This window comes from Bradyrhizobium sp. WSM4874 (genome assembly GCF_055811835.1).
Genome location: NZ_JBVVPR010000141.1, coordinates 1 through 1,620, shown reverse-complemented (window position 1 = coordinate 1,620; position 1,620 = coordinate 1). Strand labels below are relative to the sequence as shown.

At 61.4% G+C, this 1,620-nt stretch carries 2 protein-coding genes; one reads left to right on the top strand and one right to left on the bottom strand.

The window, feature by feature from the left end:
- Window positions 1-691: ABC transporter substrate-binding protein (locus AC0L3P_RS39680; RefSeq protein WP_473309423.1), on the bottom strand; the 691-nt coding region annotated here is incomplete at its 3' end.
- Between the two features lie 210 nt (window positions 692-901).
- Between AC0L3P_RS39680 and AC0L3P_RS39675 the strand changes: the two genes are divergently transcribed.
- A partial coding sequence (locus AC0L3P_RS39675; RefSeq protein ID WP_473309422.1) for an ABC transporter substrate-binding protein occupies window positions 902-1,620 on the top strand: 719 nt, incomplete at its 3' end.

The window sequence follows — 1,620 nt, the reverse complement described above, 5'->3', positions numbered from 1 at the left end:
GTTCGCGCGGGGTGAAGCCCGCCATCTTCCACGGGCCGGTGCCCGAAGCATCCTTGGCGAACGCGGTCCAGGCAGCCTGCGATTTGGCTTTGGCGTCGGCGCCCTCCGCCTTGTCGTAGAAGGCCTGCCACTTCGCCGGGCTCGCCATGAAAAGGTTGGTGAGGTTGATCGGCAGGAAGCTGTCGGGCTCCTTGGTGGTGAGCTCGACCGTCATGTCGTCGATCTTCTTCGCGGACGCCAGCGTCGGCATGCGCGAGGCCGTGACGCCGACCTGGCTGGCGTCGAATTGCGGCGCGTCCTGCTTCAGTACCTTCTCGACATTCCACACCACCGCGTCCGCATTGAACGGCGAGCCATCATGGAAGGTGACGCCGGGGCGTAGCTTGAAAGTCCACTTGGTCTTGTCGGCGTCGTCGACCTTCCACTCGGTGGCAAGGCCGGGGATCACCACGCTCGCCTTGTCGGCCGAGGACAGATCCCAGCCGGTGAGCGCGTCGTACATGGTGAGGCCGGTGAAGCGGTTGCCTTCAAAACCCTGATCGGGCTGGCCGAGCGTGCGCGGAATATCGGCAGCAGTCATGGCGATGCGCAGCACGGTTTCGGCACCGGCCGCGCGCGGCCACGCAGCTGCGCTACTGAGCGCCAGCAACGCGATCAGCGCCGCGCGGGTCTTGTTTTTATTGATCAGCATTGCCTCAATCCTTTTCCGGCTTCGATGACTAATTTTGATGCAAACGTATGCAATGGCTATGCCAATGGCGAAACTTTTTCTGCAAATTGCCCCTGCGACGACAAGTCCTTGTGATGACGCCTCGGCAAAAGCGCCTCGCTGCCTATTCTGGCATCAAGATTGCAGGTTTGGCTCCGATTGTCCTTGAAGTCTTCCCCGGAGCTTTGGCCCATGCGTATCCGACTATCGACCTGTTTCGCCGTGCTTGCACTGGCGTTGTCCGCAATTCCGGCGGGCGCCGAAACGGTGCTGCGCTACGGCATCTCGATGGCGGACATCCCGCTGACCACCGGCCAGCCCGATCGCGGCGCCGGCGCCTACCAGTTCACGGCCTACACCATCTACGATCCGCTCGTGGCGTGGGAGATGGACGTCGCCGACCGCGCGGGAAAGCTGGTGCCGGGACTGGCCACCGAGTGGAAAGTCGATGACGAGAACAAGACCAAATGGCGCTTCACTCTGCGCAAGGGCGTGAAGTTTCACGACGGCAGCGAGTTCAACGCTGATGCCGTGATCTGGAATCTGGACAAGGTGCTCAACGACAAGGCGCCACAATTCGACAAGCGCCAGAGCGCCCAGGTCAAGACCCGCCTGCCGTCGGTCGCGAGCTACGCCAAGATCGACGACTCCACGGTGGAGATCACCACCAAGACGGTCGATTCCTTCTTTCCCTATCAGATGTTGTGGTTCCTGGTGTCGAGCCCGACGCAGTACGAAAAGCTCGGCAAGGATTGGGACAAGTTCGCCAGTCAGCCCTCGGGGACCGGCCCGTTCAAACTGACAAAACTGGTGCCGCGCGAACTCGCCGAGCTCACCAAGAATCCGGATTATTGGAACAAGAAGCGCATTCCCAAAGTCGACAAGCTCGTGCTGGTGCCGATGCCGGAAGC